Consider the following 24,075-nt stretch of genomic DNA (forward strand, 5'->3'; position numbering starts at 1 on the left):
CGGTCAGCGGGCGGGCGGCAGGGCGTAGCCCACGTAGCCGCGGAACTCCAACCGCCAGCCGGCCGGAACCAGCTTGGCGCAGGCCGGCTGACTGCCGGTGCAGACGATCGCGTCCACCGAGGCCGGGTCGGCCGGCGGCCGTTCCGGCAGAACCGACTGCAACGACACCAGGTCCGGCGAGCCGTCGTCCGGCTGGCGCAGCAGCAGCCACCACGGGTACTCCCAGTTGTCGTTCTGCTCCACCAGCCCGATGCGCCGCGCGCCGCTGTCGCGGACCGCAGCCGCGGCCCAGCGGAACTCGTCGGCCCACTGTGGCCGGCGCAGGAACCGGGTGTCCCAGTCCGAGGTGGTGAAGACCGAGCCGGAGCCGACCAGCCGGCGTGGGAAGCCGTACGACAGCGCCAGCACCCCGGCCAGCGCCGAGGTGGCCAACACGGCGACGATCGCCACGGTGGCCACCGACCGTCGCCGTGCCGCCACTCGGGGCTTCGGGCTCGTGTGGCGGCGCAGGAGCGCGTCCAGCCACAGGCCGGCGAGCGGCACGGCGAGGACCAGGGCGTAGAGCAGCAGCCGGTTGCCCCACGGCTGCCACTTGAGCATCGCGGTGTGCAGCAGCACGGTGGTCAGCACCACGACGGCGTACGAGCGCAGCGGCCCCACCTGCCCGGGGTCGAGCCGGCGCGGACGGACGAGCGCGACCAGCGCGCCGAGCAACGCGAGTGCCCCGGCGATCGGGAACGCCACCCGGTCCTCGTCCGGATACCAGGCGGGCACCGGGAAGACCTCCCGACCGAAGGTGATCGCCCGGTCCTGAGGGTCGACACCTATCGCGTCCGCGCCACCGATGATCGCGTCCGCGCTGGCGTTGCGCAGCGGCGCCAACGGCGTGTCGAACGCCGTGTGCCCGATCCGCAGCGCGTTGACCAGGATCGACGCCGGATCGTGCCGTTCCATCGGGATCGACTCCCGCAGCCGCGGAGGACCCAGCGGATGCCCGAACTCGGCGGTCACCCGGGTCAGGAACGGGCCGACCACAAGCGCCGCCACCACCAGGATCAGCACCGAGCCACCGACGACGCGGACCACCGAACCGACCGGCCGAACCCGACCGGCGGCCGGTGCCAGGTCGGCCAGGGCCAGCCGGAGCTGGGCCAGTCCCCACAGCACCAGCAGCGGACCCACCGCGATCAGGCCACTGGTCTTGGTCACCGCCGTCAACCCGGTGGCCGCGCCCAGGCCCAGCAGCGTCCCCCAACCGGTCCGCCGACGCAGCCCGTCCAGGACGAGGGTCGCCGCGCACGCCACCCACGCCGCGCAGACCAGGTCGGTCTGCGTACTGGTCGCCTGTAGCACCACCATCGGGGTGCTGGCCAGCACGAATGCGGTGATCAACTGAGCCCGCCGGCCGCCGCCGAGCTGCGCGGTGATCCGCGCGGCCACCAGCAGGCAGAGCACCCCGGCGGCCCACTGCACCAGGTTGTGCAGCGCGTCTCCGCCGGTGAGCAGGCGCAGGTGCAGGAGCAGGTACTCCGCGCCGGGTGGAATGGTCACCTGCCGGTGGATGGCGGTGGGCCAGAAGTCCAGGTCACCCTGGGCCACCCAGTGCTCGACCTTGGGCAGGTGGTAGGTCTGCGAGTCGAAGTTGTTCGGCTCGGCCAGCAGCGCGACAAGCAACTCCAGCAGCACCAGTCCGCCGATGCCACCGGCGAGCAGCCGCTCGCCCCGACTCGCCGTACGCCAGATCTCGGCTGCCCTGCGCAGTCCGGCGCGTACCGCACCGGTCGGGACCGGCGTGGCGTCGTGCCCGCCGGATGGGCCGCGGTCGGCGAGCGGGACGGACGTCTCCGGGCCGGCGCCGGCGGTCACTGCCGCGCCGACCGGCACCCGCCGGGACGTCGCGGCGGGCACCTCGGCCGGCGGCGCCTCCCGGTGCCAGCGCAGGCCCACCGCCGTCGCGGAGGCGAGCAGGAAGAGCAGCCAGGCGGCGACGAACGCCGGCCGGGTCAGCGCGTGCAGCGCGCCGAGCACCTCGACGACCAGCACCGCGTACGCCCCGGCGACCACTGCCGCGCGCACCGCGGCGAGCCGTGACGGCGACACCGCGTCGACCCCGCGGGGCTTCGTCGCGACCGTGAGCAGGAGCACCGAGGCGGCGGGGAGCACCGCGAGCAGGGAGCCGGCAGCCGACATGGCGGGAAGTAAACACCATCGCGCTGAACCCGCCACGCCGGCTGTCCGACGGTGGCGGCCACCGTCGGGCTGACCAGCCAGGCTAGGCTAGGCCCGACGTGTTGTCGCCACCGTGGAGATTCCCGTGAAGCTCTCGATCCTCATGCCGGTCTACAACGAGGAAGAACGCATCGCGGATGCCCTCAAGCAGGCGTTGGCGGTTGACTACCCCTGCGAGATCGAGCTGGTCGTCGTCGACGACGGCAGCCGAGACGGCACCGGCGAGGTCCTCGGTCGCGCCGACGACGCCCGCCTGCGGGTGATCACCCACCAGCGCAACGCGGGCAAGGGCGCGGCCATCAAGACGGCGGTCGACAGCGCCGAGGGTGAATACATGGTCATCCTCGACGCCGACCTGGAGTACGACCCGCAGGACATCCCCAAGCTGCTCGCCCCGGTGCTCGACGGGCGGGCCACGGTGGTCTACGGCAATCGCACCTTCGGCAGCCACAGCGCCTACAGCTTCTGGTACGTGATGGGCAACAAGGGCGTCACGATGGCGGCCAACGTGCTCTTCAACTCGTACATCGGCGACCTGGAGACCTGCTTCAAGCTGATGCCGGTGGAGCTCTACCGGTCGCTGGAGGTGCGCTCGCGCGGCTTCGGCATGGAGGCCGAGGTGACCGGCAAGCTGCTGCGCCGCCGGATCCGCCCGTACGAGGTGCCGATCAGCTACCGGGCGCGGGGCCGCGAAGAGGGCAAGAAGATCACCTGGAAGGACGGCGTCGAGGCGATCTGGATCCTCGGTCGCGAACGCGCACGCCGCCGTCCCGCCGCGTCATCCGCGCGCTGATCCCAGGAACGCGCCGATCGTCCGCCGCAGACCTGCGGCGTCCAGGCCGTGCCAGCGGGCGTGGTCGGCGGCATCGCCGTAGCGCCGCAGATCGGCCCGGCCCACCCCGATCGTGAGCAGCCGGTGCGGCACGTCCGCCAGGGCGCGGCCGACGACCGCGCTCGACGTCCCCGCCAGGTACGGCTCGACCAGCACCAGGTCCGTCCCGGCCAGCGCCCGCAGCCCGGCCGTGTCGAAGGGCCGGGGAGTGTGGGTGTACGCGACCGTCACGTCCATTCCCGCGGTCGCGTCGAGCGTGGCATCGAGCATCGGCCCGACGGCCACGACGAGAGGCGCGTCCAGCCCGCCCCGCCGCAGCACCCGTAGTCGGTCGGCGTCCGGATACGCCTCGGCGTTGCGCTGCTCGGTGAGCCGCACGTATACCGGATCGTCGCTCGCCGCGGCGTCCCGGAGAAGCGGCGCGACCTCGTCCGGGTGACCGGGCACCCGCACGGTCCAGCCGTCGCCGAGCGAGTCGAACAGCGCCACGTCACCGGGTGACTGGTGAGTGCGGCCCTCCTCCGCGGCGTCGTACGAGGCGCCGATGCTGACCAGCACCGCGCTCACGCCCTGGTGGTCCAGATCCAACTTGATCTGCTCGTACGCCCGGTCGACCAGGAACGTCGCGTACGAGTGCACGATCGGGCGCAGCCCGGTCAGAGCCAGACCGCCGGCCACGCCGATCATCAGTTGCTCGCGGATGCCGACGTTGAGCACCCGGTCCGGGTGCCGGCGACCCGCCGCGGCGAACTGGCTGACCGAGATGTCGGCCAGCACGAGGGCGGTGCGGGGGTCCTCGTCGAGCAGGGCGGTGGTGGTGTCGATGAAGGCGGTTCGCATGGCGGTCATCCCTCGCTCTCGATGCGGGCGACCACCAGGTGCGGTCGCCCCCGTCGCTGCCCGGTCAGCGCCGCGTACAGGGCGTCATGGTCCCGGCCGTCGACCGTGTCGGCGGTCCAGCCGTTGACGGTGAAGCGGCTGGCGATTCCCCCGGGCCAGCCGTGAGTGGCCGAGGAGTTGTCCACCACGATCGCGGTGAGGCTGTCCAGGCCGGTCGCCCCCGCGTACGCGATGGCCTCGTGGTTGGAGCCCTCGTCCAGTTCGGCGTCGCCGAGCAGCACGTACACCCGGGGGGTGAGCAGGCCCTGGGCCCGCAGCCCGAGGGCGGTGCCGACGCCCAGTCCGAGCCCGTGGCCGAGCGAGCCGGCCCCGATCTCGACCCCGGGCACCAGCGTCCGGTCCGGGTGGTGACCGAGCCGGCTGTCCGGCCCGCCCAGGTCGTCGAGCCAGGTCTCCGGGATGAAGCCGTGCGCGGCGAGCACCGCGTAGTAGGCCGCCGGCCCGTGCCCCTTGGAGAGCAGGAAGCGGTCCCGCTCCGGGTCGTCGACGGCGTCGGGGCTGACCCGGAGCACCCGGTCGTAGAGGACCTGGATCACGTCGATGGTCGAGTGGGCGCTCGGCGCGTGTTTCTCGTCGCCGGTCAACCGCCGGATCAGGCCGGCGAGCCGGGCGCCGCTGTCGGTGGTGAGTGTGGTTGCCATGCCACTAGCCTCTGAGTTGAAGTGCACTTCAATTCAAGGACCGGTGATGCAGGACTCATTGACCATCGGCGAGCTGTCCGCCCGCTCCGGCGTGGCACCGTCCGCGCTGCGCTACTACGAGCGGCTCGGTCTGATCCGCGCCAATCGCACCGGCGGCAACCAGCGGCGCTACGCCCGCACCGAACTGCGACGGGTCGCCTTCATCCGGATCTCCCAGCAGGTCGGCGTCTCGCTGGACGAGATCCGCGCGGCGCTGGAGTCGCTGCCGAACAGCCGCACCCCCAGCCCGCAGGACTGGGAGCGGCTCTCCGCGAGCTGGCGCGGCCGGCTGGACGAGAAGATCCGGCTGCTCACCAAACTCCGCGACGACCTGGACGGCTGCATCGGCTGCGGCTGCCTGTCCCTGCAACGCTGCACGCTCTACAACCCGGGGGACGCGCTGGCCGGCGAGGGCCCCGGCGCCCGGCTCATGCTGCCCCGCGCCTCATCCGATGGTGAGTAGCACCTTCCCGACATGGTCGTTCGACTCGACCAGCCGGTGCGCCTCGGCAGCCTCGGCCATCGGCAGCCGCCGGTCCACCACCGGGCGGACCGCGCCGGCCTCGATCAACGGCCACACCTCATCGCGTACGCCCCGGACGATCTCCGCCTTCTCGGCCAGTGGCCGCGACCGCAGCGTGGTCGCCGTGACGCTGGCCCGCTTGGTCATCAGCGCACCGAGATCCAGCTCGGCCTTGCGACCACCCTGCATCCCGATCACCACGAGCCGGCCGCCGGTCGCCAGCGCGGCAACGTTCCGGCCCAGGTAGGACGCGCCCATGATGTCGAGGATGACGTCCGCGCCGTGGCCGTCGGTGGCCTTTCGGACCTCCTCGACGAAGTCCTGCTCCCGGTAGTCGATCGTGCCCGCCGCGCCCAGCTCGCGCAGGCGGGGGTGCTTGGCCGCGCGGGCGGTCGCCAGCACCGTAGCGCCGATGGCCGCCCCGAACTGGATCGCGAACGTGCCGATCCCGCTGCCCCCGCCGTGCACCAGCAGGGTGTCACCCGAGCCGAGCCGGCCCACCCCCACCAGGTTCGACCAGACCGTGCAGGCCACCTCCGGCAGCGCCGCGGCGTCGACCAGGTCGACGCCGGCCGGCACCGGCAGCAACTGCCCGGCGGGCACCCCGACGCGCTCGGCGTACCCGCCGCCGGCCAGCAGCGCACAGACCTCCTGGCCGACGGCCCAACCGGTCACCTCCGGGCCGATCGCGTCGATCACCCCGGAGCACTCCAACCCGAGGTACGGGGGCGCACCCGGCGGTGGCGGATACTGCCCCTGCCGTTGCAGCAGGTCGGCGCGGTTCACCGCGCTGGCCCGCACCGCGACGATCACCTCGCCCGGGCCGGGCTCCGGGTCGGGGACCTCGGCCCAGACCAGCGCGTCGGGTCCACCGGGCTGCGGAACGGTGATGGCTCGCATGGCCTCAGTCTTACCCGACGCCGCTGCGTGCCGCAGGCGGGGCTCGGTGAGGTGGCACCATGCATACGCCCTGCGCGCCGCATGATCCACGCCGTTCCGCCGATATGGGGGCATCCATTCGCCGGGACACCCCAATATCGCCGACGTCGAGTCGATCAATCGCCCTGCTGGCGGCTGGGGTGGCGGTGTCAGTGCGACTGGGCTCCGGACCGCAGGCGCGCCCCGCCACTGTGGACGCCCGTTCTGGGGAGGGACTCCGGGTGGCCGCGTGGCGGTCATGGCAGACTAGGCACGGCCGTACACCCTAGGGTGCCGGGCCGGGAGGGTTCGCCTAGTGGCCGATGGCGCTGGTCTTGAAAACCGGTAAGGCAGCGATGTCTTCGTGGGTTCGAATCCCACACCCTCCGCAGCGCGCCCCGCAAGAAGCACCCTGATCTGGGCGAGCGTTGGCCGAGGACGGGCCGTCGATGGCCGATCCGCCATCGCATCGTCGAAGGACCGGTCCGCGTAGAAAGTCTCGGCAGCGGCAGCCCCCACGGCGCTGTGCCAGCGGAGCGCTGCGCCCTTGGCGTCTCGAGTTCGGTCGGGCGGCAACGACCTGCGCATTCGAATCCCAAGCCCTACGCATAACCGTCTGTCGCGCTCTCCAATTCCGCGCTACCTGGCGACAGATGTGAATGCCTGAGAGGCAGGCGCATCAATCCCAGCGACCACTCGACAGATTCGTCGGGATGCTGAATACTGCTCGGGTAGTAGGGGCGGTTACATGCCATCACGGGAGGACTACTATGCAGCGATTTTCGCGTGCGCTGATCGCGGCCGCGACCTTTGTGGTCGTGGCCACCGGCGTCCCCACCACAGCTTCCGCAGCAGCCAGACCGGCAGGCGTTGGCACCGAGTCGGCTGCGGTCGCTTCCTCGAATTCCGATACGGGCGGTGTTCTCGTAACCACACCGCCGGCGCCCAGTGACATGGGAATCGCCGCGACGCCCACGATCTCGCCGTCCGTCCGCACGTCGACTGTGCTGCCGGGCGGCACCTACACCTGCGCCTACGGCTACTTCTGTGCGCAGGTCTGGTCCGGTGCCGTGTGGAAGATCTTCTATCTCTACGACTGCAAGATCTACGACGTCTACAACTGGACGGGTACGGGCTACTGGCGTAACAACCAGTCCAGCGGTGCCCCCAACCCGTACCTCCTCGGCTCCGAAGGCATCCCGATCCGGGTCCTCGCAAAGAGCCCGTCCACTGGTTCTGCCGACTGGAACCCTGTCTACTCCGTCTCGCCTTGCTACTGATCTGAACAAGGCAGGGGCGCGAATTCTGCCGAGGGCGGCTCCCTCAATTCGCGCCCCTGCCTATAATGACGTATCCGGCAATTACCCCCCAGGTAAAAGCGGATACGCGGCGATTTCCTGTGGGTTTGAATCCCACACCCTTGCTTCCGTGGACAGCGGAGCGCCCCGGAGCCGCGTGAACGCCGGCTTGCGTACGGGACCGCATTGGCCTGTCGATGTACGTGGGCAGTCTGCTCTTCGTTGTCACCGCCGAGTTGCCAGCCGTCGCGCCGACCTGACTGTACGAGCGGTTCGTGCCCTGGACCCGACGACCGACGAGGCCGGTCAGGGCGTACCGCTGGGCTTTTGTGTCCGTCTAACGACCTCCTCGTGGCACACCAGGCCGACGAGGAACGCGGTGAGCAGGCCGAAAGCATTGCCTCTCCGAGCCACCGGCAATCCCGGTAACCCCGGCGTCACTCCGGCGGCTTGGTGGCCCGTCGGTTGTCCCGGATGGTCTCCGCGGCCAAGCGGTCGACGGCGCGTCGGCGCTCCTCGGCGAGCGCCCGCTCGTCCGGCTTGCGCAGCGCGGTGACGACGGCGACCACAAAATCGCGCCAGATTCCTAGCAAGTATTCCCCCCGTGGAAAGTTGCAGGGTGCCAACCATAGCTTCCGGCCGATGCTGCCGGACAACCGACGCAGCCGGTCGTTCGTTGGCCCGGAACGGGGTATGAAGGGCAGGTATCTACCCAGACCGGAAGGACGCCGTCCCGATGACCCTCGAACGACCGATCGCCCCGGACCCGTACGAGCTGCTGCCGACCGTGCCCTCGTTCACCCTGACCAGTGACGACGTGCAGAACGGCGAGCCGATGGACGTCCGGCACGCGCACGGCAGCACCGGTGGTGAAAACGTTTCCCCGCAGCTGACCTGGTCGGACTTCCCCGCCGAGACCAAGAGCTTCGCCGTGACCTGCTACGACCCTGACGCCCCGACCGGCAGTGGCTTCTGGCACTGGGTGCTGGTGAACGTGCCGGTCGACGTCACGCAGTTGCCCACCGGCGCGGGCGCCGCGGCGGGCACCGACCTCGGCGGGGCCTTCTCGGTCCGCAACGACTACGGCGAGCAGGGCTACGGCGGTGCGGCGCCGCCGCCCGGTGACCGCCCGCACCGGTACGTCTTCGCGGTGCACGCCCTGGACGTCGACCGCCTGGACCTCACCCCGGACGCGAGCCCGGCCTACGTCGGCTTCAACCTGACCTTCCACACCCTCGCGAGAGCGGTGATCCGCCCCACGCACCAGATCAAGGAATGATCCGTACCCCGCGATCTTGCACGGTCCGCTCACGGTCGAGTGCAAGATCGCGGGGCGGGGTGAGGTCAGGCCGGGACGCGGGCCACGGCGAAGACGGACTGGCCGAACGGGGGTCGGACGACCTGCTCGGCGGCCTTCGTGGCGGGGAGGACGAGGGTGTCGTACACCTTGACCATCGGTCCCTCCTTCGGCATCAGCCGGAAGACCTTGGTGGCCATGAAGTAGCCGATCAACCCGAGCGCGTTGGCGTAGTGGATCTTCTCCACCGTCAGGCCGGCCTCGGTCATCGCCGCACCGAGCGTCTTCTTGGTGTACCGGCGGACGTGGCCGGTGGCGATGTCCGCCGGGCTCATGGCGAACTGGAACGCCGGCACGATGATGATCACGGCGCCGCCGGGGCGGACCAGGTCGCGCATGCTGCGCAGCGCGCCCACGTGGTCCTCGATGTGCTCCAGGACGTTGTACGAGACCGCGGCGCTGTAGTCCCCCCGGTCGCTGTGCGGGAGCAGCATCTGCCGGACATCGATGCCGGGCTGGGCGGCGAGGCGCTCCTTGAGCTGCACCAGCCGGTCGGGGTCGGCCTCCGTGGCGGTGAACCGGGGCAGCCGCTGCGACCATTCCAGCGCGTAGTCACCGAGGCCGCTGCCGATCTCGATCGGGTCGTCACCGAGGTACGGCACCGCCAGCTCGACGAACCAGCGGCGGTGGTTGACGGCCGTTGCCAGGCCCTCCAGCACCTCGGACTGGACGCGCTGATCCCCAGTGATTTCTGCCATGCGTCGATTCCTCACGATATGAACTCGACCCGTGCCTGGACCGACAGAGTGAATCATCCGCTTGGATGGCAGAAGAATCGGGGGAGCGGTTGGCCGAATTGCGGTCGGGGGGTGGGCACGTGATCGGCGGTCGGCGAACCCGGCACATAGTACGGCAGTACCCCGAAACATGTCACGGCACCGCCATACGCTGACTACCCTATGAATTGTCATGACTACTCCCGAACCGGACGCGCCCGGCGACGGCCCGGCCACCGCGTCGCCGGTGGAGGAGGCCGGCGGCGGCGATCGGTTGCGCCGTAACGGGAAGTGGGCCGACCTGGCCGCCGTGCTGAGCTTCGTGGTGCTCGGCTTCTGGGTCACCGGGCGCCTCTGGTGGGAACCGGGCAGCGGAGTGCGAGACAACCGCTCCGACCAGTCACAGTTCGAATGGATGATGGCGCACGGTGCGCGAGTGGTCACGCATTTCGCGTACCCGTTCCATTCCGATCAGATGAACGTGCCGGACGGCGTCAACCTCATGGCAAATACGTCCGTATTATCCATTTCATTGCCAATGACGCCGGTCACCCTGCTGTTCGGGCCACGTGCGGCGTTCCTGCTCTTTCTCACCCTCGGAATGATCGCCACCGCCACCGCCTGGTACTTCCTGCTCTCCCGCGTCCTGGTCGGAGCCCGGGGGCCGGCCTGGCTGGGCGCCGGCTTCTGCGCGTTCGCGCCGGCCATGGTGTCGCACGCCAACGGGCACCCGAACATCGTGTCGCAGTTCGTCGTCCCACTGATCATCTGGCGTACGTTGCGGCTCGCCGAACCCGGCCGCTGGCTGCGCAACGGGGTGCTGCTCGCTCTGGTGATCGTCTGGCAGGCGTTTCTCAACCTGGAGATCCTGCTGATGACCGCGATCGGGCTCGGCGTTATCGTCGGCGCGCTGGCCCTCGGCCGCCCCGCCCTGCGGTCACGCGCCCGGTCCTTCCTCGCCGGCCTGGCCGTCGCCGCCGTGGTCGCGGGTCTGCTGCTGGCGTACCCGCTGCATGTGCAGTTCTTCGGACCCGGCGCCTACTCCGGGCTGTCCAGCCTGATCCGCGGCTACTCCAGCGACCTGGCCTCGTTCGTCGCGTACTCCCGGGAATCGCTGGCCGGCAGCCCGCGCACCTCCGCCGGGCTGGCCAAGAACCCGACCGAGGAGAACAGCTTCTTCGGCTGGTCGCTGCTCGTGCTGGTGGTCGCCCTCATCTGGTGGCTGCGACGGTCGGTGGTGGTGCTCGCGCTGGCCGGGCTCGGGCTGCTCTTCGCGGTGCTCTCGCTCGGGCGGGAGATCCGCTTCGCGGGTCACGGCACCGGCGTGCCAGGGCCCTGGGCCGCGCTGGAAAATCTGCCGATCCTGCACTCGGTGGTGCCGACCCGGTGGGCGCTGGCGATCACCCCGATCGTCGGGGTGCTGCTCGCCTACGGGGCCGAACGCGCCCGCGAGCTGGCCCGTACGCATCCGGCCGCCCGGCCGCAGATCCGCTTCGCCACCGCGACCGTGCTGACGATGGCCCTGCTGCCGATCCTGCCCACCCCGCTGCCCGTGGTGAAGCTGGACCCGGTCCCCACCTTCGTGACCAGCGGGGCGTGGCGGCCGTACGTGGCTGGTGGGCGCAGTGTGGTGACGTTGCCGCTGCCGGACACGAACTACGCGGAGCCGCTGCGCTGGGCCGCCGCGACCCGGCTGGACATGCCGCTGGCCCGGGGCTACTTCCTCGGACCGGACACCCGCCCGAGCGCGGAGCCGCCGAAGGTCGCGCTGTTCACCGCGCCGCCCCGGCCCACAAGCAGTTTCTTCGCCACCATCCGACGGACCGGCGCGGTGCCGCCGATCACCCCGCAGGACCGGGTCAAGGCGGTAGACGACCTGCGCTACTGGCGGGCCGGCGTGGTGATCCTCGGGCCGCACGAGCACGAGATGGAACTGCGTCGCGGAATGACCGAGCTGACCGGGATACGACCGGTCTTCACCGGCGGCGTCTGGGTGTGGGACGTCCGGCCGCTGACCGACTGAGCGGGGCCGGCCCGGGCCAGCCGCGCGGGATCAGCCCTGTCGGACGCAGCAGCCCTGGCAGACCTTCGGGCTGGGCAGCGTGAAGGCCAGGCAGCAGGTGCGTCGCTGCACGCTCGGCTCACCGGTCGGGCCGGGCACCAGCTCGACCAGGTCAGCCAGGCCCAGCGCGCCGAGCAGGGTGTCGATGCTCTGCACCGTCGAGCCCGGCAGCGCGTCCGCGGCCCGCAGGATGCCGTGCGCGATGCCGGAGGCGACCGAGCCGAGCAGCGTCCGCGTGCCCACCCGCACCTCCGCCTGGATCGCCGCGATCAGCGGTGCCAGGTGGGCGTCGAGCAGGGAGGCGCGCAGCTCGGCCAGCAACTCGGCCTCGCCGGCGACGACGCGCACCTCCGGCAGGCCGGAGAGCGCCAGCGGGTCGCTCGGCAGCACGGCCACGGTGGTGCCATGGCGCAGGCCCAGCGTGAGCAGGGGCCGGTGGTCCTCGAAGTGGATCAGCACGTCGGACGGGTCGAGCAGCGGCACCCGGCGGGCCGAGGCCCAGCCGAGCACGACCGGCAGCGCGGTCCAGTAGCTGTACGACTTCCAGGCCAGCGCGGCGCAGGCGTGCGGGGTGCCGCCCCAACGGACGCTGGCCGCGTGCAGCAGCTCCGGCAGGCGGGTGCCGTCGATCAGGGTGGTGGCGGGCGCCCAACCGAACTCGTCGTCGACCAGCAGGCCGCGGGCGAGACCGGGAAGGTCGTCGGTGCCGAACATGGCCCGCAGCGCCGCGGTGACGGGGGCGAGCGGCGTGGCGGTCACGTCCCGCCTCGGCATCACCGCTGTCACCGTGTCATCCCCCGTCCGCGTGACCGGGAGCGTGCCCCGGCGGACGAGCAGCGTCGTCCTGAGCTAAGGCTAGCCTAACCACGCCTGCCGGTCTAAGGGAAGCCTTGCCTCGGTCGGATCGGGAGGTCCGGGTCACTCCGGCTCCCGGCGGGAGCAGCGCCCCGCGCCCGGCGTACTACCCGCACCCGGCCTCCGAAAACGCCGCCGCAGGATCGATCACCGTCGGTGGATTGTCAAGCGTTGTGTCGACAAGGTGGCAGATGCGTGTGCGCTTCGCCACGGAACGTGAAACTAATACTCCCGGCCACGAGGAAGCCGATGACGACGTCACCCCTCGAACGGGCTGCCGACTCCTTCGCGGCCGAGCTTGCCCGCCATCGCGCCGGGCGAGGCCTGTCCAAGAAGCAACTGGCCATCCTGATGGGGTTCGACCCGTCCTACGTCAGCCACGTCGAGGGGCGCCGACACCGCCCGACCGAGGACTTCGCCCGCCGTGCCGAGGCCGTCCTGGAGGCCAGCGGCGCGATCTGGCAGCGCTTCCGGGAGTACGACGACCTCCGGCACGCCCGGTCCGGCCAACCGCACCGCGAACCCCCGCTGCCCGGCCAGTGGCTGCCCCCCGGCACCGGCCTCGTCGTGGAGCGGGAACTGGCCACCCTCACCCACACCGACGACGCCTACCGGTGCGTCATCCGCCGCGAGCTCTACAACGCCGGCACCGAGCCGGTCACCCGCTACCTCGTCCGCGTCGCGGTGGACCGCTACCCGAACGACCCCGGTCGCTCCAACCGGCACCACCGGGAACACCCGCTCACCTTCGCCGAGCTGCAACTGCAGGCCCGCCGCGACGACGGCGCCGGCGACCCGGAGCCGATGCACTGGCGGGCGAAACACGACCGGGACGCCTTCAAGGAGATCTGGCTGCTCTTCGAGAACGGCGAACGGCGCTTCCCGCTCTACCCCGGCGACCGGGCCATCATCGAGTACGCGTACAGCGTCGGGCACGAGAAGTGGGGCCCCTGGTTCCAGCGGGCCGTCCGGCTGCCCACCCGGCACCTCGCCGTACGCCTGGATCTGCCGGTGGCCCTCGACCCGCAGGTCTGGGGCGTGGAGACCTCGCTCTCCGCGGAGGAGGGCCCGCTGCGGACGGCGCCGCAGCGTCGCGACGAGGGCGACCGGGCGATCTACGACTGGCAGACCGACGCCCCGCCGCTCAACGCCCGCTACCGGATGCAGTGGCGCTTTCGGGCTCGGCCGGACACCGACCCGGACGTCGGCCCCGGCGGCACCCGGGTCCGCCCCAGCGAGCGGATGCGCGGGATCGGCATCGTCCAGCGTGGGGCCGACCTCCTCCGCCAGCAGGTCCGGCAGTTCGACCTGCCCGGCGAGGAACAGGTGGCCCGGGACGTCGTGGACCGACTCACCATGGCGCTGTCCCGGCTCGACGAGCTGCACCCGTTCAGCAAGGGAGTGGGCATCGCCGCACCGCAGCTCGGCATCGGCCGTGCCGCCGCCGTGGTCCGACCCCCCGACCGGACGGCGGAACCGGTCGTCCTGCTCAACCCGCGGGTGGTCGACGCCGACCCGGAGACCGACGAGCAGTACGAGGGGTGCCTCTCCTTCTTCGACCACCGCGGTCTGGTGCCCCGACCGCTGCGACTCGACGTGGAACACGCCCAGTGGGACGGCAGCCGGATCATCACCTCGTTCGAGTTCGGCATGGCCCGGCTCGTCGCGCACGAGATCGACCACCTGGAGGGGCGGCTCTACGTCGACCGGATGGCGCCCGGCGTGCCGCTGGTGCCGGTGGAGGAATACCGGGAGACGGGGCAACCCTGGCGCTACTGAGCAGGGCGGGACCGGGGCGCGTGCCCCAGGGGGCAGGGGCACGCGCCCCGGTGTGGGGGGAGGAACGTCTAGAGATCGCCGAACGTGTCGTAGCGGATGTTCGGCGGCGGCACCTCGTCCGCGGCCAGCACCCGCAGCGTCGACCGCACCATCTGCGCCGACCCGGAGACGTAGCAGTCGTGCGTCGTCCACGGGCCGTACCGGGCTACCACGTCCGGGATGTCGCCCAACTCGCCGTCGAAGTCGGGATCGTCGCTGCACGCAGCGGTGACCGACAACCACGGGTGCGCGGCCACCAACTCCTGTAGGCCGGCCAGCCCGTACAGGTCCGCCGCGTGCCGGGCGCCGTAGAAGACGTGCACCCAGCGGGTCCGGTTGTAGCTTGCCAACTCCTCCACGAGCGCCTTGATCGGCGCCAGCCCGACGCCGCCGGCCACGCAGAGGATGTCCCGCTCCGAGGAGCGGTCCAGGGTCATCGACCCCATCGGCGCCGCCAGGCGCAGCAGGTGCCCCGGCTGGACGCGGCGGACCAGCGCCCCGGACACCCACCCCGCGCCGGGGCTCCGCACGTGGAACTCCAGCACGTTGTCGTCGTTCGGGGCGTTCGCGACCGAGTAGTTCCGCCACACCCGCGGGTGAAAGCGGGGCAGCTCCAGGCTGACGTACTGGCCCGCCCGCCAGGACAGCGGATGTTGCAGGGCCCGGCAGGTCAGCACGGCGACGTCCGAGCCGTGCCGCTCGTGGGTCAGCACCTCGGCGTGCCAGAACGGCGGGTTGTCGTCGTCGGCCGCCCCGGCCACCATCTTCGCCGCGATCGCCGCGTACGCGTCCCGCCACGCCTGGTCGTACTCCAGGTTCCAGCCGTCGCCGGCGGTGCTGCGCAGCGCATCGAGCAGCGCGACGCCCATCGTGGCGTAGTGCCGGTCGTCGACGTGGTACTTGCGGTGGTCCCGGCCCAGCGCTCGCAGGAACTCGTCGAAGCTCTCCGGGTCGTCCACGGTGTGGATCGCCGTGATGATCGCTTCCAGCAGGCGGTCACCCTGGCCGGTCATCTGCACCGGGAAGAGCTGCCGCAGGGCGGGGTCGAGCAGGAACAGCCGGGCGTAGAAGTGCCCGCTCAGCCGCTCCCGGTCCTCCTCGACGAGGGTCCAGCTCTCCTTCAGCAACCGTGCGACGTTGTCCACCGGTGCTCCTTCTCCAGACGGCAGCGGATCGGGCGCTCATAGAATCTCCACGGAGCGTGCTCACCGGTCGCACAGAATGTGCGATCGGTTCACGCCGGCCGATCGGCCGTGCCCGCGGTGCCGTCTGTCGGGCAGAGTGGTGCGGTGACCGTTGAGCTGACCCGCCCGGTGTCCCGCCGAGTACTGGGGACCGAGACGCTGCTGGTCCTCGGCCTCTCCCTCGGCCAGTCCGCGGTCTACGCGGTGGTCTCGATCATCGCGAAGCTGACCGCCGAGGGGCCGCTCTCCAAGCAGACCGCGTCACTGAACACCTCGGCGTCGGCCCGACCCTGGCTGGACCTGACGTACCAGCTCCTCGGCATCGTCTTCGCGCTGCTGCCCGTGCTGCTCGCCGTACACCTGCTCAGCCGTGACCCCGGCGACCCGGTGCGGACCCTCGGCCTGGACGCGCGGCGGCCCGGCCAGGACCTGGCCCGGGGTGCGAGCCTGGCCGCGCTGATCGGCCTGCCCGGCCTGGCCCTGTTCTGGGCGGCGGCACAGCTCGGCATCAACGCCACGCTGGTGCCGGCGGCCCTGCCGCACGTCTGGTGGGCGGTTCCGGTGCTGATCCTCTCCGCCGTGCAGAACGCCGTGCTGGAGGAGGTGATCGTGGTCGGCTACCTGGTCACCCGGCTACGCCAGCTCCAGTGGCGGCTCGCCGCGATCATCGCGGCCAGTGCGCTGCTGCGCGGGAGCTATCACCTCTACCAGGGCTTCGGCGCGTTCGTCGGCAACGCGATCATGGGCGTCGTGTTCAGCCTCTTCTACCTGCGAACCCGTCGGGTGCTGCCGCTGATCATCGCGCACACCCTGCTCGACGTGGTCGCCTTCGTCGGCTACGCGCTGCTGCCCCGCGACTGGTTCAGCTGGCTCTGACGCGGCCGGTAGGCCGCCACCGCACGGGCGGCGAGCCGGTCGGCCGCCGCCGCGTCACCCAACGTGGCGGCGACCACCGCCGCACCGGGCAACAGGCGGGACGCCAACCGCAACGCCACCCACCCGCCCGCCTGAGCGGTGAGCGGTGCCGCCAGCCGCCACGCGGCCTCCGCCGCCCTCGGCCAGGCTCCCTCGACCGGATCGCCAGTTGTCTGTGCCGCGAGCAGGGCCTCCTGGGCGCTCGTCGCGTCCGGATGCACCAGGGTGAGCACCAGCAGCTCGGCGGCCCGGTCAGGGTGCGCCGGATCCTTGCCGTACACCGCAGCCAGTCGCAACACCAGGTTGGCCTGCGTCCACAGCACCGAGGCCAGCTCGGCGAGCGGCGCGAAGAGCCCGGCCAGCGCGGCCGCTGCCCCTCCCGCGCCCGCCGCCCGCACGTACCGCCGGGTCGCCAGCCGCGCCAGGCCGTCCGCCGGAGCGTCCGGATAGCGGGCCCGCAGGCGCTGCGCCCACTCGGCGGCGCCCGGACCGAGCGCCCGGACCGCCTCCAGAGCCAGCAGCTCCGGCGCGAAGCCCGGGTGGTCGCGCAGGCGGGCGATCACCGCCCGCACATCCGATTCCGGGGTACGCCTCGAAGTCGGCACCGGGTCGTTCTCTGCTCCGGCCATGGCGGTCGAGGGCTGCGGTGCCGAGGTGGCTTGCGCGGGGGTCGCCTTGCGCGTGGTCGCCGGGGCGGCCTTCCTGGCTCGGGTGACCTTCCTAGCTGGGGTGATCTCGTCGGCCGGGGCGGTTTGCCTGGCTGGGGTGGGCTTTTGGGTGGAGGTGGCTCTCTTGGCCGGGAGGGCCTTCTCGGCTGAGGCGGCCTTCTTGCTGGGTGTGGCCTTCTTGCTGGGGGTGGCCTTGGGGGTTGCCCGCTTGTTGCCCGGCTGGTCCATTTCCGCTGCCGGGGTGCCGTCGGAAGGGCTGCTCTGGTCGGTGGCTGGGGCGGTCTCCGGCGGGCTGGCCTGATCATCTGCCGGGGTGTTCTCCGGTGGGCGGGCCTGGTCGCGGGCTGGGGTGTTATTCGGTGGGCCGGCCTGGCCCGCCGGTGAGGCGTCAGGTTGCGGGCTCGCCTGGTCGGCGGCGGGTGGGACGCTCGATGCCGGAGACGAGCGGCGCGGCTGGCGGGGCAGGGGGCGCTCGGGGTCCGGTGGCTGGAACAGCACCGCCGGGGCAGCCTTGGCCCGTCGAGGACGCGGGCTCACCGGAGCGGCTGCCGGCGGCGCAGTCGTCTCGTCGGGCTGCTCGGCGGCGGTCGGCGGCGTGAAGGTGGGCCGCGGAGAGCGCCGACGCGCTCTTTCAGCAGGCTCTCGACGGGTCGGCTCGCTCGGCGGCTGCTCCTGCATATCGATGGAGCGTAGTCCCGATCACGCCTTCGCACAGGGGTGAAACACGGGGACCGGGCCGTACCCCGGAAGTCGTTTTGCTCCCGGTGGGTGGCGACCTGTATCCTCGGGCGCGGTGGTCTGCGGATCACCAGGGAGACTTCGCCTAGTCTGGTCTATGGCGCCGCACTGCTAATGCGGTTGGGGTCTTAAAGCCCCTCCCGGGTTCGAATCCCGGAGTCTCCGCGCAAAAGCCGGGTGTGTACACTGGCTGAGCACGAGCGCCCGTAGCTCAATGGATAGAGCATCTGACTACGGATCAGAAGGTTAGGGGTTCGAGTCCCTTCGGGCGCACAAACAGCCCCCTAGCAGGCCGTCAAGGCAGCTAGGGGGCATCTTTGTGTCTAGATGCAGCCGTGTACAGGACCTTACTCTCCGTGCATAACCAAAGATCAACTTGCTCTGCTCCAGCTCTGAGCCTGGCCAGTACGCCCTGCACTCACTCCTGCGATGAAAAGAGCTGGAACCCGGCGCACCTTCGTTGGGGAAGCCAGTCGGAGAACACCCACGAGGCGTGGAGCCGTTCCGGAGCCGGCGCTCGGATTCCGGCCGCAACGGTTCGTGAGAACCGCCGGCGCGCGAATGCTGGTGAAGCAAAGAAGGTCCTAGCTGCGGAGTTTGGGGTAAGCCGCTGGTTCGTCTCGAGCGTCGCCCGGGGCAAAGTCAGACGACGCGCCCTCTTCTCCGATCGGGCCACCGCCCGGGGGTGCCACGTCAAGCGGACCCTGACTGCGGACGGCGGCGTGGGCGAGCCGTCTTCGGACGGCTCGCCCACGCTTTCGGTTCGTCAGGGGGTCACCCGGGTAGCCGGGCTGTCGCCGGGCAGGCCCGACATGTCGGCCTCGACCGGCGGCACCGGAGTGGCTCCGAGGACGCTGCCGTCCCTGGAGTACGCGGTGAGGGTGGCTGGCTGGTCCGGCGGTATCCGGGTGATGCCGGCGTTCGACGCGTCGAGGGTGACCGTGGCGGGGGGTGCGCCGCCGATCGTGACCGTGACGCGGGCCGCGTCGGGCGGGGCGATCACCCGCACCTGGTCCGTTGGCGTGCGGGTGCCGTTGTCGGCCCGGATCCGCCAGCCGATTGGTCGCTTGTCGGCGCCCTCGGCCGGCAGCAGCAGCCGCAGGTCGGTCGACCAGCCGGTTCGGTCGTCGCCGTGTCTGGCGTACGCGATCACCCCGCCGCCGGCAGGCTGCACGGTGAGCAGCGTGGCGGCTTGGCCGTGCCCGCTGCCCGACCACCGCACCCGCACCGTCGTCCCGGCAGCCGGGAGACGACTGTTGAGGAGTGCCGATTGAACGAAGTCGCGCAGGCTGGCATCGTCCAGCGGCGTACCTCGGGCGCCCCGTCGGGCGGCGGCGAGCAGGACGTCCATCTCCGGTCCGGTCGGGTCGACCACGTCGTACGGGCCGCCGCCCAGGCCCCCCTGGTAGAGCAGGTGGTCGCCACGGCTGACCCGGACGACGGGTTCGTTCCGAAGCGGCGCGGGGGGCAGGACGGCGAACCCGACCCCGCTGCCGTCCGCCCTGGCGAGGTCCTGGTACTCCAGGGTTCCCCTCGGTGTGTACCGAGGGTCGCCACTGATCATCACGGTGGATTCGGCCGGCCCGACGACGACCGCGAATCCGCCCCGGTCGGGACTGGCCTGCATCAGGGTCATTACCGGGTCGTCAACGTCCTCGCTGTGGCCGGCGTAGCGCATCTGTTGGGCGCTGGCCCCGGGCGGACCCACGTACCAGACCAGCGCCTGCTTGCTCAGTAGGCCGAACCGCAGCGGCACCGCGACCAGCGCGACCCGGTGGCCCGGCTGGTCACTGCCGTAGAGCAAACGGATCCGGTCACGATCGCCGACCTTCCAGAACCCGTCCGGGTTCGAGTCACCCAGCAAGGTGTCGGTGCTCATCGACGGATCGGTGCTGATTCGCGCCCGCAGCGTGTCCAGCCAGGCCTGATCGCCGGCCAGTGCGCCCCGGGGCGGCGCGTCGAGCAGCGCCGTCGGGGCGGCGGCGACCGCGATGCCGGGCGCCCAGCCGGGGAGGGGCACCACGTTGGTCTGGACCCCCACGAGCGCGACTCCGACCGCAGCGGCCACCACCGCCCGCATCAGCCGCGTCCGCCGGTGCCGTCGCTCGCGCCGGGCGAACCCCGGCCACGGGTCCTCAGGTACGTCGACGCCGTGCGCGGCCTGCCACAGCGCAGGACTGAGCGTCGAATCTGCGAAGCTCTCGGTCATGCCGGTTCCTCCTGAAGCCGTACCGGGGACTGGGAAGCGGGTGGGGCGAACTCGACCCGCATCCGGGCCAACCCGCGCGACGCCTGGCTCTTCACCGAGCCGATGGAACAGCCGAGAACCTTGGCGGTGTCCGCCTCGCTGAGGTCCTCGAAGTAGCGCAGCACCAGAACCGCCTGGGTTCTGGGCGGCAACCGCCGCAGCGCGGTGAGAAGCAGTTGCCGCTCCTCCACCTGCGCGTACGCGTCCGGCGTCGGCGCGCTGTCGGAGGTCAGCAGCGGCACCTCCAGCGGCCGCCGCCGACGCCGCCAGGAGATCGCCGTGTTGACCATCACCCGGCGTACGTAGACCTCCGGGGCGTCCCTGCGCAGTACCCGCCCCCAGCGCCGATGCGTCTTCTCCAACGCCGACTGCGCCAGGTCCTCGGCTGTTCCCCGGTCCCCGGTCAGCAGGTAGGCCGTTCGGAGCAACGGCCCCCACTGTCGTTGTACGAACAGCCGGAACTGTTCGTCGTCCTCGTGCCGACTCACGCCACCTCCAGGTCACATCCGCCTCGCGATCACGAGCGGATGCAGAGAGAGACGCGACCGGAGGCGTCCGGGGTTGAGTGAGAAACCGAACGTCGATACCGAGCGCTTCTGGGGCTCCGACCGGTCCGATCTGGAGTCCGCAGGGGCCCGGTGGCGTCGCAGAATCGCCCGCACGGCGGCGTTGTGGCGGTAGGGGATTGGGTCGTCGACGAGGCTACGGTTCGTGTGCCGGTGCGCGGCGACCAGCAACACCCGATCGGCGAGGTCAAGAGCCCACTGCCGGCCGGCCGGCTGTCGGCGATGCCGTCACGGACAGACACCAGGGTTCGAGACACCCCTCAATGCGTTCTGCCACGCTCACGCGGCGCTTGCCCGCTCTCGTACTGCTGCCTACGGTTCCGCAAACCCTGGCCCGCGGACCTCAAGAACTTGTCTAGGTTTCCCCGGGAGCATGGATGCACATGATCAACGTTGATAGCTTCGTCAACGCATTCAGCGCTTTTCTGCAGAGGGGAAACGACCGTATGAAACGCAAAGGACTACTTCGGGCGGCCGCGGCGTCGGCGGCGGCCATTGCGACGCTCGTATTGTCCGGCCCGGCGCAGGCTGCCGGTGACACGTGGACGTCTTCCGCCAGTCATATCGGCGACCTTTGCACCACCGGCGGAGTCACGCTCGGTCCTTGCTATGGCTCGGCATCGTTCGTGCACAACGGGGATCACCTGTATGTGTGGGACAACAAGGCCGACGGGCACTCCGTGGTGGTGCTCTACAACCGGTCGGACACCGGGGGCCAAATGAACGTCACATGGAACCACTACGGTGCCGGCACCCGCCTCGATCACAACATGGACATCCCCGAGAGCGGCTACATCATCTACCGGGTTTGCCTCGGTGAATATGGGGACCGGATTGTGTTGGATTGGACGTGCAGCCCGTACAAGAAAGAGTATGCGGCGTAAGTAAGGGGACCGAAGATGACGCGGAAAATAGTTATCCGGACGGCGGCGGCGGTCGCCGCCGCCTTCGCGACGATCGCGATCGCCAGCCCAGCGCAGGCCGCCGACACATGGACGAAGACGGGTCCCCACGCCGGGGACGTCTGCACGTACCCGATGAAGACCGGCTGTGACGGTTCGGCCTCTTTCGTGCACGACGGCGAGCACCTGTACGTGTGGGACAATGTGGCCGATGGAAACTCGGTCGTTGCCGAGTACTGGCGCGAGGACGTCGGGATCGGTCAGCGGAACCTCGCGTGGAACCACTACGGTGCGGGGACCCGGCTGGACCACAACATGAACATGGCCGAGGGCGTCGGGATCCGGTACAGGGTCTGCCTTGGCGATTACGGCACTGGCAAAATTTGGGCGTGCGGCGATTTGAAGGTTGAGTACGCGTGACTCGAGGCACCGACAACGCCGCGCCTTCCTCAACTCGGCCAGCAAACGCTTGACCCGTCGGCCGCGCCGGCCCGATCTCGTCGCGATAACGGGATCCGGGCGGCGCGGCAGGCGGACCGAGTGAGCCCGGCGATCCCCAAGCGCGCCCTGCTGCGGAGTCACTGCTTCTGTGGTCCGGCGGATCGCGCGACCAACCTTCGGGCGTCGTGGTTGTGGTGAAAGACAGTGCTATCGAGCGGCGACGTCGCCGTCGCGCTCGGTGTGCCTGCGCGTCTCCACGGCCAGCATGAGCAGGTCGGGAAGCCAGGGCTGGTCGGTGAGCAGCAGCACGGCGGCCTCGGGGACCGGCACCGCGCGGACCTCGACGATCTGTTCCGCGTCCTCCGGCATCGTCGGCGCCTGGACGATCGCGGCGTCCGCGGTGCACCACAGCCAGGCCTTCTCCGGATGCGGCTGGTGCGGCCGGTACGGCAGCGGGCGGTCGGTGACGCAGTGGTGCGCGCCCACCACGGTCAGCGGGCTGGTGAGGACCGCGCCCGCCTCCTCCAGCAGCTCCCGCCGGACGCAGTCCTCGACGCTCTCACCGGGTTCGCGTGTGCCTCCGGGGAGGAACCACACGTCGCGGTCGTCGCGGCACAGGATGACCTGATCGCCGCTGAACCCTACGACGTGCACGTTGGTGACCAGCGCGTCCGCCGGTGCCTCGGTGGTGAACTGGGCGTCGAGGCCGCCCCATTCCCACCGCTGCGGGGCGAACAGCCGGGGGTACGCGGCGGCGAGGCCGGAATCGGTCGGCATGTGCGGGGATCCTTCCTGCCGGGGCGGGTCAGCGGCTCGGAGCGTCGGGTCGCCGGGGCCCGGTGTGCGGCGTACCGCCGGAGGTCCGCTGTGGAGCGCTGCTGCCGGGCGGCCGTGCCCGCTGGGGAGGCGCCTGAGACACCGTGCCGCCCGTCGCGGGTGCGATGCCCCGCAGCCATGGCTGGCTGTTCTCGGCGCGGCGGTGCAGGGCGTCGGTCTCCCCGCGCGGCGCGGCGGCGTCAGGACCCCGCTGGGTCACGTTCCGGAACTGCTCGATGAAGGTCTTCTTGTCGTCCATCGACGTGACCTCGTCGAACTTCGTCCAGAACTGGGTCCGGGTGTCCTCGGGCAGGCGTGCCTCATGCATGAGATCGTCGAGGCGGCGGACGAGGCGGTGGTCGTCGCGGTGGACGAAACTGTCAAGGATCCGGTTCAATCCCGGTTCCACGTCGTCACCGCGGTTGATCCAGGAACGCACCTGCGTGGTGAACTGCTCACGTACCGCCGCTGCGTCGAGCGGAGCACCGTTGCTGACGTCCACCGCAGTGTCGTGGACGGCGAGCAACGCCGCGACCTTGCTCGCTTCGCGTACGGCGGGAGTGCGGTAGGGCTCGGCGATCAGCACGGGATTGCATCCCCAGGTCCGGTCCGGGGTGTCGATCAGACGGGTCTGGTCGGGCGCATCGTCCTTGATTCGTTTCGGACTGCTCAGCGGGCCCTGCAGCGCGTTCTCGATGACGCGGATCGCCGGTATGCTGGCGAAGGTCATAGCGGGATCGTCCGGAAGTGTTTTCAGACCCCCGTCGAGGCCGCCCTCGCGGTGCACCGCATAGCCCTTCTTGCTCCCGGGATGCGGATCGCCTTCGATACCGTAGTAGAACATGTACCGACCGGTGAACTCAGTCTTGGGATAGACCGCAGCGCACAGTTCCTGGATCGTTCCCTTGAGACAACTGTCGACGAAGGTGACCCGGCTGCCTTCCTTGCCCACCGGGATTCCATTGCCCCGCAGGTATCGGGTGAGTCGCTGGTAGGCGCCGTCGACATCCCGGTCGTCGATCGACTTGGAGATCTCCCGGTACGGCTGGAGCTGTGGGTACTCGGCCCCGCTGTTCCTTTCCTTGTCCTGAACCGCGGCCTCGGCGAGTGCTCGGGAGAGCACCACGTTGTGGCAGTGCGCGTCGAAGAAGTCGCGGTCCAGCGCACGGACGGCCACGCCGAGGCTGAAGCCGTCCCGTCCAACGAAGACGACCCGGGTGTTCGGGTCGGCGTCGACCGAGGCCCGCAGGTCATCGAGCATCTCCGTGGCGATGGAGGTGACATAGGGCCCGTGGTGCTCACGGAAGACGGCGTACGCCTCCGCGACCGCCGAACGGTCGCTCGCGGACTCCAGCCCGTACGCTTCGTAGATCGCGTCGAGGCCGGAGAAATCCTCGGTGGCCGCCACC

At 70.7% G+C, this 24,075-nt stretch carries 23 protein-coding genes and 3 tRNA genes; 13 read left to right on the forward strand and 13 right to left on the reverse strand.

Features of this window, described 5'->3' with window-relative positions; translation table 11 throughout:
* Positions 1–3 precede the first annotated feature (3 nt).
* Complete coding sequence (locus ACGGAQ_RS07575) at positions 4–2,190, reverse strand: glycosyltransferase family 39 protein (RefSeq protein WP_393045491.1); 2,187 nt, start codon at positions 2,188–2,190, stop codon at positions 4–6.
* A 124-nt stretch (positions 2,191–2,314) separates the two neighbouring features.
* Here ACGGAQ_RS07575 and ACGGAQ_RS07580 point away from each other — a divergent pair, with 124 nt between their 5' ends.
* Positions 2,315–3,022 carry a glycosyltransferase family 2 protein gene (locus ACGGAQ_RS07580; RefSeq protein ID WP_393045493.1) on the forward strand — a complete coding sequence of 236 codons (708 nt, stop codon included), beginning with the start codon at positions 2,315–2,317 and terminating at the stop codon, positions 3,020–3,022.
* Here the strand turns inward: ACGGAQ_RS07580 and ACGGAQ_RS07585 are convergent.
* Together ACGGAQ_RS07585 and ACGGAQ_RS07590 are read right to left on the reverse strand one after the other, a co-directional pair.
* Complete coding sequence (locus ACGGAQ_RS07585; RefSeq protein ID WP_393045495.1) at positions 3,008–3,901, reverse strand: transketolase family protein; 894 nt, start codon at positions 3,899–3,901, stop codon at positions 3,008–3,010. The two genes, ACGGAQ_RS07580 and ACGGAQ_RS07585, sit on opposite strands and share 15 nt — an antisense overlap.
* A gap of 5 nt (positions 3,902–3,906) precedes the next feature.
* Entirely contained in the window at positions 3,907–4,602 is a 696-nt protein-coding gene (locus tag ACGGAQ_RS07590) for a transketolase (protein WP_393045497.1), read from the reverse strand.
* Between the two features lie 46 nt (positions 4,603–4,648).
* Between ACGGAQ_RS07590 and soxR the strand changes: the two genes are divergently transcribed.
* Entirely contained in the window at positions 4,649–5,104 is a 456-nt protein-coding gene (gene soxR / locus ACGGAQ_RS07595; protein ID WP_393045499.1) for a redox-sensitive transcriptional activator SoxR, read from the forward strand.
* Here the strand turns inward: soxR and ACGGAQ_RS07600 are convergent.
* The gene (locus ACGGAQ_RS07600; RefSeq protein ID WP_393045501.1) at positions 5,087–6,064 is read right to left on the reverse strand and encodes an NAD(P)H-quinone oxidoreductase; all 978 of its coding nucleotides are present in this window, start codon (positions 6,062–6,064) and stop codon (positions 5,087–5,089) included. The genes soxR and ACGGAQ_RS07600 overlap by 18 nt on opposite strands.
* Positions 6,065–6,384: 320 nt before the next feature.
* Between ACGGAQ_RS07600 and ACGGAQ_RS07605 the strand changes: the two genes are divergently transcribed.
* A tRNA-Ser gene (locus tag ACGGAQ_RS07605) sits at positions 6,385–6,471 on the forward strand.
* A 381-nt stretch (positions 6,472–6,852) separates the two neighbouring features.
* A complete protein-coding gene (locus ACGGAQ_RS07610; protein WP_393045503.1) occupies positions 6,853–7,362 on the forward strand; it encodes a hypothetical protein in 510 nt (169 codons plus the stop codon).
* Between the two features lie 455 nt (positions 7,363–7,817).
* On the opposite strand, the gene ACGGAQ_RS07615 is transcribed toward ACGGAQ_RS07610, so the two are convergent.
* Complete coding sequence (locus tag ACGGAQ_RS07615; RefSeq protein WP_393045504.1) at positions 7,818–7,973, reverse strand: hypothetical protein; 156 nt, start codon at positions 7,971–7,973, stop codon at positions 7,818–7,820.
* A 143-nt stretch (positions 7,974–8,116) separates the two neighbouring features.
* Here ACGGAQ_RS07615 and ACGGAQ_RS07620 point away from each other — a divergent pair, with 143 nt between their 5' ends.
* Entirely contained in the window at positions 8,117–8,659 is a 543-nt protein-coding gene (locus ACGGAQ_RS07620) for a YbhB/YbcL family Raf kinase inhibitor-like protein (protein ID WP_393045506.1), read from the forward strand.
* Positions 8,660–8,724: 65 nt separating this feature from the next.
* Here the strand turns inward: ACGGAQ_RS07620 and ACGGAQ_RS07625 are convergent, their stop codons facing one another.
* A complete protein-coding gene (locus ACGGAQ_RS07625; RefSeq protein ID WP_393045508.1) occupies positions 8,725–9,435 on the reverse strand; it encodes a class I SAM-dependent methyltransferase in 711 nt (236 codons plus the stop codon).
* Positions 9,436–9,646: 211 nt separating this feature from the next.
* Here ACGGAQ_RS07625 and ACGGAQ_RS07630 point away from each other — a divergent pair, with 211 nt between their 5' ends.
* Positions 9,647–11,476: a hypothetical protein gene (locus ACGGAQ_RS07630; RefSeq protein ID WP_393045510.1), complete on the forward strand. Its 1,830-nt coding sequence runs from the start codon at positions 9,647–9,649 to the stop codon at positions 11,474–11,476.
* A gap of 30 nt (positions 11,477–11,506) precedes the next feature.
* On the opposite strand, the gene ACGGAQ_RS07635 is transcribed toward ACGGAQ_RS07630, so the two are convergent.
* On the reverse strand, positions 11,507–12,289 hold the full coding sequence (locus tag ACGGAQ_RS07635; protein ID WP_393045719.1) for an IucA/IucC family C-terminal-domain containing protein: 783 nt from the start codon (positions 12,287–12,289) through the stop codon (positions 11,507–11,509).
* A 330-nt stretch (positions 12,290–12,619) separates the two neighbouring features.
* Here ACGGAQ_RS07635 and ACGGAQ_RS07640 point away from each other — a divergent pair, with 330 nt between their 5' ends.
* Positions 12,620–14,149 carry a peptide deformylase gene (locus ACGGAQ_RS07640; RefSeq protein ID WP_393045512.1) on the forward strand — a complete coding sequence of 510 codons (1,530 nt, stop codon included), beginning with the start codon at positions 12,620–12,622 and terminating at the stop codon, positions 14,147–14,149.
* Positions 14,150–14,217: 68 nt separating this feature from the next.
* Here ACGGAQ_RS07640 and ACGGAQ_RS07645 read toward each other — a convergent pair whose 3' ends face one another.
* Positions 14,218–15,333 carry a globin domain-containing protein gene (locus ACGGAQ_RS07645; protein ID WP_393045514.1) on the reverse strand — a complete coding sequence of 372 codons (1,116 nt, stop codon included), beginning with the start codon at positions 15,331–15,333 and terminating at the stop codon, positions 14,218–14,220.
* Between the two features lie 144 nt (positions 15,334–15,477).
* Between ACGGAQ_RS07645 and ACGGAQ_RS07650 the strand changes: the two genes are divergently transcribed.
* On the forward strand, positions 15,478–16,248 hold the full coding sequence (locus ACGGAQ_RS07650) for a CPBP family intramembrane glutamic endopeptidase (RefSeq protein ID WP_393045516.1): 771 nt from the start codon (positions 15,478–15,480) through the stop codon (positions 16,246–16,248).
* On the opposite strand, the gene ACGGAQ_RS07655 is transcribed toward ACGGAQ_RS07650, so the two are convergent.
* Positions 16,209–16,892: a hypothetical protein gene (locus ACGGAQ_RS07655; protein WP_393045518.1), complete on the reverse strand. Its 684-nt coding sequence runs from the start codon at positions 16,890–16,892 to the stop codon at positions 16,209–16,211. The two genes, ACGGAQ_RS07650 and ACGGAQ_RS07655, sit on opposite strands and share 40 nt — an antisense overlap.
* 22 nt (positions 16,893–16,914) lie before the next feature.
* Between ACGGAQ_RS07655 and ACGGAQ_RS07660 the strand changes: the two genes are divergently transcribed.
* The 3 genes from ACGGAQ_RS07660 (at position 16,915) to ACGGAQ_RS07670 (ending at position 17,966) form a co-directional block, all read left to right on the forward strand.
* Positions 16,915–17,256 (forward strand): hypothetical protein, encoded by a 342-nt coding sequence (locus ACGGAQ_RS07660; protein ID WP_393045520.1) that lies wholly within the window; start codon positions 16,915–16,917, stop codon positions 17,254–17,256.
* Between the two features lie 511 nt (positions 17,257–17,767).
* Positions 17,768–17,858: transfer RNA gene (locus ACGGAQ_RS07665), tRNA-Ser, on the forward strand.
* Positions 17,859–17,893: 35 nt separating this feature from the next.
* Positions 17,894–17,966 (forward strand) — tRNA-Arg (locus ACGGAQ_RS07670).
* A 493-nt stretch (positions 17,967–18,459) separates the two neighbouring features.
* On the opposite strand, the gene ACGGAQ_RS07675 is transcribed toward ACGGAQ_RS07670, so the two are convergent.
* A complete protein-coding gene (locus tag ACGGAQ_RS07675; RefSeq protein WP_393045522.1) occupies positions 18,460–19,902 on the reverse strand; it encodes a hypothetical protein in 1,443 nt (480 codons plus the stop codon).
* A complete protein-coding gene (locus ACGGAQ_RS07680) occupies positions 19,899–20,429 on the reverse strand; it encodes a SigE family RNA polymerase sigma factor (protein WP_393045524.1) in 531 nt (176 codons plus the stop codon). Before ACGGAQ_RS07680 ends, ACGGAQ_RS07675 begins: the two co-directional genes overlap by 4 nt.
* A 455-nt stretch (positions 20,430–20,884) precedes the next feature.
* Here ACGGAQ_RS07680 and ACGGAQ_RS07685 point away from each other — a divergent pair, with 455 nt between their 5' ends.
* Both ACGGAQ_RS07685 and ACGGAQ_RS07690 read left to right on the forward strand, forming a co-directional pair.
* Complete coding sequence (locus ACGGAQ_RS07685; RefSeq protein ID WP_393045526.1) at positions 20,885–21,391, forward strand: hypothetical protein; 507 nt, start codon at positions 20,885–20,887, stop codon at positions 21,389–21,391.
* Between the two features lie 15 nt (positions 21,392–21,406).
* Positions 21,407–21,829, forward strand: coding sequence for a hypothetical protein (locus ACGGAQ_RS07690; RefSeq protein ID WP_393045528.1), 423 nt, complete (start codon positions 21,407–21,409; stop codon positions 21,827–21,829).
* 228 nt (positions 21,830–22,057) lie between these two features.
* On the opposite strand, the gene ACGGAQ_RS07695 is transcribed toward ACGGAQ_RS07690, so the two are convergent.
* Together ACGGAQ_RS07695 and ACGGAQ_RS07700 are read right to left on the reverse strand one after the other, a co-directional pair.
* Positions 22,058–22,627, reverse strand: a complete 570-nt coding sequence (locus ACGGAQ_RS07695) for an NUDIX domain-containing protein (RefSeq protein ID WP_393045530.1) — start codon at positions 22,625–22,627, stop codon at positions 22,058–22,060.
* 28 nt (positions 22,628–22,655) lie between these two features.
* A complete protein-coding gene (locus ACGGAQ_RS07700) occupies positions 22,656–24,074 on the reverse strand; it encodes a hypothetical protein (RefSeq protein WP_393045532.1) in 1,419 nt (472 codons plus the stop codon).
* Position 24,075 lies beyond the last annotated feature (1 nt).

This window comes from Micromonospora sp. NPDC047557, from assembly GCF_043205095.1.
In the GTDB taxonomy this organism is placed as follows: domain Bacteria; phylum Actinomycetota; class Actinomycetes; order Mycobacteriales; family Micromonosporaceae; genus Micromonospora.

Coding starts and splice junctions, on each gene's coding strand:
- soxR (WP_393045499.1), top strand. CDS start 4,649: ATGCAGGACTCATTGACCATCGGCGAGCTGTCCGCCCGCTCCGGCGTG.
- ACGGAQ_RS07690 (WP_393045528.1), top strand. CDS start 21,407: ATGACGCGGAAAATAGTTATCCGGACGGCGGCGGCGGTCGCCGCCGCC.
- ACGGAQ_RS07695 (WP_393045530.1), bottom strand. CDS start 22,627: ATGCCGACCGATTCCGGCCTCGCCGCCGCGTACCCCCGGCTGTTCGCC.
- ACGGAQ_RS07590 (WP_393045497.1), bottom strand. CDS start 4,602: ATGGCAACCACACTCACCACCGACAGCGGCGCCCGGCTCGCCGGCCTG.
- ACGGAQ_RS07600 (WP_393045501.1), bottom strand. CDS start 6,064: ATGCGAGCCATCACCGTTCCGCAGCCCGGTGGACCCGACGCGCTGGTC.
- ACGGAQ_RS07635 (WP_393045719.1), bottom strand. CDS start 12,289: ATGCCGAGGCGGGACGTGACCGCCACGCCGCTCGCCCCCGTCACCGCG.
- ACGGAQ_RS07575 (WP_393045491.1), bottom strand. CDS start 2,190: ATGTCGGCTGCCGGCTCCCTGCTCGCGGTGCTCCCCGCCGCCTCGGTG.
- ACGGAQ_RS07630 (WP_393045510.1), top strand. CDS start 9,647: ATGACTACTCCCGAACCGGACGCGCCCGGCGACGGCCCGGCCACCGCG.
- ACGGAQ_RS07585 (WP_393045495.1), bottom strand. CDS start 3,901: ATGCGAACCGCCTTCATCGACACCACCACCGCCCTGCTCGACGAGGAC.
- ACGGAQ_RS07685 (WP_393045526.1), top strand. CDS start 20,885: ATGCACATGATCAACGTTGATAGCTTCGTCAACGCATTCAGCGCTTTT.
- ACGGAQ_RS07625 (WP_393045508.1), bottom strand. CDS start 9,435: ATGGCAGAAATCACTGGGGATCAGCGCGTCCAGTCCGAGGTGCTGGAG.
- ACGGAQ_RS07675 (WP_393045522.1), bottom strand. CDS start 19,902: ATGACCGAGAGCTTCGCAGATTCGACGCTCAGTCCTGCGCTGTGGCAG.
- ACGGAQ_RS07620 (WP_393045506.1), top strand. CDS start 8,117: ATGACCCTCGAACGACCGATCGCCCCGGACCCGTACGAGCTGCTGCCG.
- ACGGAQ_RS07610 (WP_393045503.1), top strand. CDS start 6,853: ATGCAGCGATTTTCGCGTGCGCTGATCGCGGCCGCGACCTTTGTGGTC.
- ACGGAQ_RS07660 (WP_393045520.1), top strand. CDS start 16,915: ATGGCGGTCGAGGGCTGCGGTGCCGAGGTGGCTTGCGCGGGGGTCGCC.
- ACGGAQ_RS07640 (WP_393045512.1), top strand. CDS start 12,620: ATGACGACGTCACCCCTCGAACGGGCTGCCGACTCCTTCGCGGCCGAG.